Source organism: Marinobacter sp. (assembly GCF_041984545.1).
Classification (GTDB): domain Bacteria; phylum Pseudomonadota; class Gammaproteobacteria; order Pseudomonadales; family Oleiphilaceae; genus Marinobacter.
On record NZ_JBHIXV010000061.1, the window covers coordinates 1 to 6,121 of the forward strand.

The following is a 6,121-nucleotide window of genomic DNA, read 5'->3' on the forward strand; positions in this document are numbered from 1 at the left end:
CTTCTCGGAAAATATCTCGGAAAATCAGCTGCTTGTTAGTTTCTGGACGGGCACTTGTTAGGCGCCACGCCTGCGGAAATGGTAATGCCCACTTCCTGGCGAACCCGCTCCCGCAGATGCCGGGCCATCAAGGTGGCACTGCCCTTGTGGTCCGCCACGTCGGAGACATCCAGGAAGGCTTCGTCGAGAGACAGGGGCTCCACCAGGTCGGTGAGTTCCCGCAGAATGGCCATTACCTGCCGGGACACCGCGCGATAGCGGGCCATGTCGGGCGGCACCGTCACCAGCCCGGGACAGAGGCGCCGGGCCTCGCTGCCGGGCATGGCTGAACGAACCCCGAAGGCACGCGCCCGGTAGTTACAGGTGGTGACCACACCGCGCCCGCCCTCGCCGCCTACCGCCAGCGGCACCTCCCGAAGGCTGGGATCGTCCCGCATTTCCACCGCCGCGTAGAAGCAGTCACAATCCACGTGGATGATCTTGCGTTGTGGCATAATCAGCGGGACTCGCGTCGAATTTCTGTACATTTATACAGCCTTGTATCTTAGGCTAACATGCAGAGAATGTCAGGAACCTTCATCCAGCAGTTCATGAATGAGTGAGAGCCCCATGAGCAACCCGATTCCCGAATCCGAACGCACAGAAATCGAAGCTGCCGCCTTCCGTCGGCTGGTCAAGCATCTCAGAGACAACACCGAGGTCCAGAACATCGACCTGATGAATCTGGCCGGGTTCTGCCGCAACTGCCTGTCCAAATGGTATCGGGCCGAAGCCGACGAGCGCGGCTTCGAGATTTCCGATCCGCAGGCCCGGGAAGAAATCTACGGAATGCCCTACGAAGAGTGGAAGGCCAAGTACCAGACCGGCCCGAAGCAGGACCACAAATAATGAGCATCAAGGATGCCGTGCGGATACACCTGGCATCTCTGGACGCCGGCCACGCCAACTTCGCCGACTCCCTGGCCCTGATTGAACAGCACTTCGAGTACCAGCCGTGCCGTTTCCATAACGGCCCGCTGGTAAACGCCGAAGGCGAAAATGCCGGCTCCTGCCGCATCTTTGGCCTGGGCCAGTACTGCAACCTGTCCGAAGTCGATACCCTCAAGCTGTTTGCCGAACATTATCAGCAGGTTCTGGACGACCCGGTGGGCGACAGCCATGGCAACATCCGGCAATTCATCAGCACCGGCTGGTCCGGCATCCGATTTGACGGGATGCCCCTGCGGCCACGCCCGAACCCAACCGACAACATGACCAGGGAAGAGACTCCTTCATGAGCGATGCCGCCACGTCCGGGGTAAAACAGGGCTTTCAACTGAAAAGCGCCAGCGTCTCGATGACCGCACTGGAGCTTTACTATTTCGACGACGCCGAATTCGAGGGTGCCCTGCGGGACAAGATCAGCCAGGCGCCCGGGTTCTTCAAGGACATTCCCCTGATCATCAGTCTCGAGAAGTACGAGGGCCTGGACAGCGAACTGGATTTCTTCAAGATCATCGGCACCTGCCGGCGCAATCACATACACGTGATTGGTGTTCGCGGTGGCACCGACGACCAGCGTCGCCTGGCCCGCGGTGCCGCCCTCGCCCTGCTGCCAGGCAGCGGCCAGCGCGACCGGGCCCACGAGACTGACCAGAGCACCGAACCGTCATCGGAGCCGGTCGAGACGCGTGCAGCCCAAGCCGGCGCAGGCGATCCGCCGCCGGCGCGCATCGTGACGCAACCGGTGCGGTCCGGCCAGCAGGTGCACGCACCGGAAGGTGACCTGGTGATCCTGGCCCCGGTTCAGGCCGGAGCGGAAGTGCTGGCCGCCGGCAACATCCACGTCTACGGGCCACTGAGAGGCCGGGCACTGGCGGGCATTCACGGCGCCGAGTCGGCACGGATTTTCTGCCAGTCCCTTGAGGCAGAGCTTGTGTCCATTGCGGGACACTATAAAATCTCCGAGGATCTTCAGGACAATGGCTGGAAAAGCGCTGTGCATATCCAGCTCAGGGACGACCTGCTGGTGGTAACGCCACTGGACAAGGCCTGATGTTGGAACGCAACACAATAATTTGACCGGACAATTCGGCAGACACGACGAATCCACCGAGAAACAGGAACAGAACCTTGGCTAGAATCATTGTCGTTACCTCAGGAAAGGGCGGCGTTGGCAAGACCACCACCAGCGCCTCAATCAGTACCGGCCTTGCCAAGCGGGGCCACAAGACCGTCGTGATCGATTTCGACGTGGGCCTGCGCAACCTCGACCTGATCATGAACTGCGAGCGCCGCGTGGTTTACGATTTTGTCAACGTGATCCAGGGCGAAGCCTCCCTGAACCAGGCCCTGATCCGCGACAAGCGCGTGGACACCCTCTACATCCTGCCGGCCTCCCAGACCCGTGAAAAAGAGGCGCTCACCAAAGACGGCGTGGAGAAGGTCATTAACGAACTGTCCGAGACCTTCGACTACATCGTCTGTGACTCACCGGCAGGCATCGAACACGGCGCCCTGATGGCGCTCTACTACGCCGACGAGGCCATCGTGGTCACCAACCCGGAGGTGTCTTCGGTCCGCGATTCCGACCGGATTCTGGGCATTCTGCAGAGCAAGTCCCGCCGCGCCGAAATGGGTCAGGACCCGGTGAAGGAGCACCTGCTGCTGACCCGTTACAATCCGGCCCGGGTGGAGAAAGGCGAGATGCTCTCCGTGGCCGACGTCGAGGAAATTCTGGCGATACCTCTGTTGGGCGTGATTCCCGAGAGCCAGATCGTACTGAACGCCTCGAACCAGGGGCTGCCCGTGATCCTGGAAGAAGACAGCGATGCCGGCCAGGCCTACGACGACGCCGTCGCACGGCTTCTGGGAGAGGAGCGGGAGCATCGCTTCATGACCGCCCAGAAGAAGGGCTTCTTCTCGCGGATGTTCAAGGGGGGCTAAGGAATGAGTTTCCTCGATTATTTCAAGGGCAAAAAGAAGAACACCGCCAGCGTTGCCAAGGAACGCCTGCAGATCATCGTTGCCCACGAGCGTGGCCAGCGTGAGCAACCGGACTACCTGCCCCAGCTCCAGCAGGAACTGCTGCAGGTTATCCGCAAGTACGTGCAGATCAGCGACGACATGGTGCAGGTGGAAGTGGACCGGAACGAGAGCTGCTCGGTTCTGGAACTGAACGTCACCCTACCGGAACGTTAACACTACACGCCGCCTGCCCCATCCGGGGCAGGCCCCACCCGGCAGATCAGGCCAAATCCCCTCACCCGGCGCACAGGCCGCTACCTGGTTCACAATCCCTCGCATCCACCGCCGAATCGGCGCAAGGCTCATGCTAGACTCGGGCCTCCATTTCCAGGGAAGAGTCATTCATGAGCAAGCACTGTGGCGGGAGCACCAGGGACTGGTTGGCTATCGGGCGTGTGCTCGCCTGCGCCCTGGTGGTTGCATTACTGACCACCCCGGCCCGCGCCGAGTTGCCGACCGAAGACAACGAGGACTGGACCCTTCGAAAGGAAGCCGGTGACATCCGGGTCTATACCATCGACCAGCCGGATTCCAGCTTCAAGGCATTCAAGGCCGTTGGTGTGCTTGATGCCCCGATCGAGAACCTGATGGCCGTCATGATCAACCCGGGCTCCTGTGTGGAATGGGTGCACAACTGCACCGAATCCTACGCGTTCGGCGCGGGCGACTTCCATGACCGCTTTGCCTATTCAGTCAATGACATGCCATGGCCGGTGACCGATCGCGATTACGTGCTGCGCATCCAGACCCGGGGCAACGAGGCCTCCGGCGAAGTGGTCATGGACCTGAATGCCATGCCGGACCAACGCGCAGAAAGCGCAAGCCGCGTTCGGGTGGATCGCTCCGACACGTTTTACCGGTTTACGCCCCAGGGCGAGCAGACCCGCATGGTCTGGGTGCAGCACACCGACCCCAACGGCGCCCTGCCCGGCTGGCTGGTCAATTCGCTTCTGGTGGACATCCCTGTTCGTTCCATGGAAGCGCTGGAGCGGGTGGCCAACCTGGAGAAATACCGAGGCTTCCGGCTTGAGTATGACGACTCCGGCGCACTGGTCGGGGTAACCCGCGATGCGCCCGGAGGGGATGACGCAACCGGCATCACGCGCTAAGCTTTGGCAAAGGACTTCACAAGGCAGGCCCCGTTCAATGACTGTTCTCGCTTACGAGATCATGACCCCCAGCATCAAAGCCGTACCGCAATCCTGGACCATGGACCGGCTGGCCCGCTTCCTGACCGACAACGAAATTACCGGCAGCCCCGTTACCGATGACGAGGGCGAGATTGTCGGTATTGCCACCCTCAAGGACATCACCGAATTTCGCTGGAACGCGGCCCAGTCGGGCGCGGAACGGCATCTGACGCCCGAGGAGCGCCAGGAAGCAAGGCGACTTCGCATGGTGATCTTCGAAGAGATGGGCAAGGTCCCGGTGGAAGTGCGCGACATCATGACCCCCATCGTTTTATCTGTTGACGAGAAGACTCCGGTGCGCGACATTGCCAATATCATGATGCGCGAGCACCTGCACCGGATCTTTGTGACAAGCGACTCGAAAATTACCGGTATCATAACGACTTACGACATGCTGAAAGTGATCTCGGATGAGAAGCTCACGCAACGCTGTGCCGATAACGACTGAGCCACCAGAGAGGTAGCGCACCCTATGCCCAGAGCACCGCAAGCTCGCCGAAAGATGTACGTCCTCGACACCAACGTCCTGATCCACGACCCGAACGCCCTCCTGAATTTTGAAGAACACGATGTCATCATCCCGATGACGGTCCTCGAAGAGCTCGACAGCCTCAAATCCGGCAAACAGGCCGTGGCCGCCGACTGTCGCCAGGCCATCCGCAACATCGACAAGCTGCTGGGCGATGCCAGCCCCAAAGTTATCGAGAAAGGCGTTCCCATCGTGCGGGGCCAGAAGGCGGAACCGCTGGGCACCCTGTCGATCCTGATGAGCACCGGTGACAGTGGCAACCACTCCCTGCCCGAGCACCTGAACGACAACAAGATCATCAACACCCTGGCCGCGTTGCAGAACCGCCACAAATCCCGGGACATCATCCTGGTGTCCAAGGACATCAACATGCGCCTCAAGGCGCGCGGCTTTGGCGTGGAAGCCCAGGACTACCACAACGACCAGTTGCTGGATGACATTGACCTTCTGCCCAAGGGCTATCGCGAGTTCCCCAACTCGTTCTGGGACACCATCGAGAAAGTTGAAACCGTTCAGCGCGAAGGCTCAACCGAGCATATCCTGAAGCGGGAGGGCGATCTTGCCCGACTGAACATCAACGAATTTGTCGTGGACGAGATGGGCTTTGTCGGCAAGGTGGTGGATCTGAGCGACACCCAGCTGGTGATCAAGGACCTGCACCAGCACGACCTGATGAACGAGGAAGTCTGGGGACTGGTGCCCAGGGACATCTACCAGGCCATGGCGCTCAACCTGCTACTGGACCCGGACATTCACCTGGTCAACCTGACCGGCTCGGCGGGCTCCGGCAAGACCATCCTGGCGTTGGCCGCGTGCATCGAAATGACCGTGGCCAGCAAGCTCTACAAACGCATCATCGCTACCCGGTCCACCCAGGGCCTGGATGAGGATATCGGCTTCCTGCCCGGCACCGAGGCCGAGAAGATGGAGCCCTGGCTGGGCGCCATCGTCGACAACCTGGAAGCCCTCCACGAGGACGACGAGAACATGACCGCCAGCGTCGACTACATCCTCAGCAAGGTACCATTGCACTTCAAGTCCATGAACTACATTCGCGGCCGCAGCTTCCAGCACAGCCTGATCATCATCGACGAATCCCAGAACCTCACGCCGCACCAGATCAAGACCATCATCACCCGGGCCGGGAACGGCTCCAAGGTGATCTGCCTGGGCAACCTGGCGCAGATCGATACCCCGTATCTGAGCGCCCTGAGTTCGGGACTTACCTACATGACCGAGCGCTTCAAGAGCTTCCGCCATGGTGGCCACATTCACCTGCAGGGCGTGCCCCGTTCGGCCCTCGCGGAGTTCGCCGAAGCCAACCTCTGAGGCTCCGCGGCTGCATCGAGTAGGAGGGGGAGTTACCTCCCCCGTCCTCTCACACCACCGGGCATAC

General features: G+C 60.7%; 8 protein-coding genes and 1 pseudogene. 8 read left to right on the forward strand and 1 reads right to left on the reverse strand.

All coding sequences use genetic code 11. The features are described from left to right. Nucleotides 1–53 precede the first annotated feature (53 nt). Nucleotides 54–494: pseudogene (locus ACFC20_RS17300) on the reverse strand (DNA polymerase IV); the annotation flags it as partial. A 115-nt stretch (nucleotides 495–609) separates the two neighbouring features. On the opposite strand from ACFC20_RS17300, the gene ACFC20_RS17305 reads away from it, so the two are divergent. The 8 genes from ACFC20_RS17305 (at nucleotide 610) to ACFC20_RS17340 (ending at nucleotide 6,054) form a co-directional block, all read left to right on the forward strand. Beyond that, entirely contained in the window at nucleotides 610–888 is a 279-nt protein-coding gene (locus ACFC20_RS17305; protein WP_375194080.1) for a DUF1244 domain-containing protein, read from the forward strand. Further along, a complete protein-coding gene (locus ACFC20_RS17310; protein WP_091991611.1) occupies nucleotides 888–1,277 on the forward strand; it encodes a HopJ type III effector protein in 390 nt (129 codons plus the stop codon). The genes ACFC20_RS17305 and ACFC20_RS17310 overlap by 1 nt, the downstream gene beginning before the upstream one ends. Continuing rightward, entirely contained in the window at nucleotides 1,274–2,035 is a 762-nt protein-coding gene (gene minC, locus ACFC20_RS17315) for a septum site-determining protein MinC (RefSeq protein ID WP_375194076.1), read from the forward strand. The genes ACFC20_RS17310 and minC overlap by 4 nt, the downstream gene beginning before the upstream one ends. Nucleotides 2,036–2,112: 77 nt before the next feature. Beyond that, nucleotides 2,113–2,925 (forward strand): septum site-determining protein MinD, encoded by an 813-nt coding sequence (minD, locus tag ACFC20_RS17320; RefSeq protein ID WP_375194077.1) that lies wholly within the window; start codon nucleotides 2,113–2,115, stop codon nucleotides 2,923–2,925. A gap of 3 nt (nucleotides 2,926–2,928) precedes the next feature. Further along, entirely contained in the window at nucleotides 2,929–3,180 is a 252-nt protein-coding gene (gene minE, locus ACFC20_RS17325) for a cell division topological specificity factor MinE (protein WP_091991617.1), read from the forward strand. A 170-nt stretch (nucleotides 3,181–3,350) separates the two neighbouring features. Further along, a complete protein-coding gene (locus tag ACFC20_RS17330) occupies nucleotides 3,351–4,115 on the forward strand; it encodes an START domain-containing protein (protein ID WP_375194078.1) in 765 nt (254 codons plus the stop codon). Nucleotides 4,116–4,152: 37 nt separating this feature from the next. Then, a complete protein-coding gene (locus ACFC20_RS17335; protein ID WP_091991621.1) occupies nucleotides 4,153–4,644 on the forward strand; it encodes an HPP family protein in 492 nt (163 codons plus the stop codon). 24 nt (nucleotides 4,645–4,668) lie between these two features. Continuing rightward, a complete protein-coding gene (locus ACFC20_RS17340) occupies nucleotides 4,669–6,054 on the forward strand; it encodes a PhoH family protein (protein WP_375194079.1) in 1,386 nt (461 codons plus the stop codon). The last annotated feature ends 67 nt before the right edge of the window (nucleotides 6,055–6,121 follow it).

Bases quoted from the DNA above. Each gene is read 5' to 3' on its own strand.
- minC (WP_375194076.1), top strand. From the start codon at position 1,274: ATGAGCGATGCCGCCACGTCCGGGGTAAAACAGGGCTTTCAACTGAAA.
- minE (WP_091991617.1), top strand. From the start codon at position 2,929: ATGAGTTTCCTCGATTATTTCAAGGGCAAAAAGAAGAACACCGCCAGC.
- ACFC20_RS17305 (WP_375194080.1), top strand. From the start codon at position 610: ATGAGCAACCCGATTCCCGAATCCGAACGCACAGAAATCGAAGCTGCC.
- ACFC20_RS17335 (WP_091991621.1), top strand. From the start codon at position 4,153: ATGACTGTTCTCGCTTACGAGATCATGACCCCCAGCATCAAAGCCGTA.
- ACFC20_RS17330 (WP_375194078.1), top strand. From the start codon at position 3,351: ATGAGCAAGCACTGTGGCGGGAGCACCAGGGACTGGTTGGCTATCGGG.
- ACFC20_RS17340 (WP_375194079.1), top strand. From the start codon at position 4,669: ATGCCCAGAGCACCGCAAGCTCGCCGAAAGATGTACGTCCTCGACACC.
- ACFC20_RS17310 (WP_091991611.1), top strand. From the start codon at position 888: ATGAGCATCAAGGATGCCGTGCGGATACACCTGGCATCTCTGGACGCC.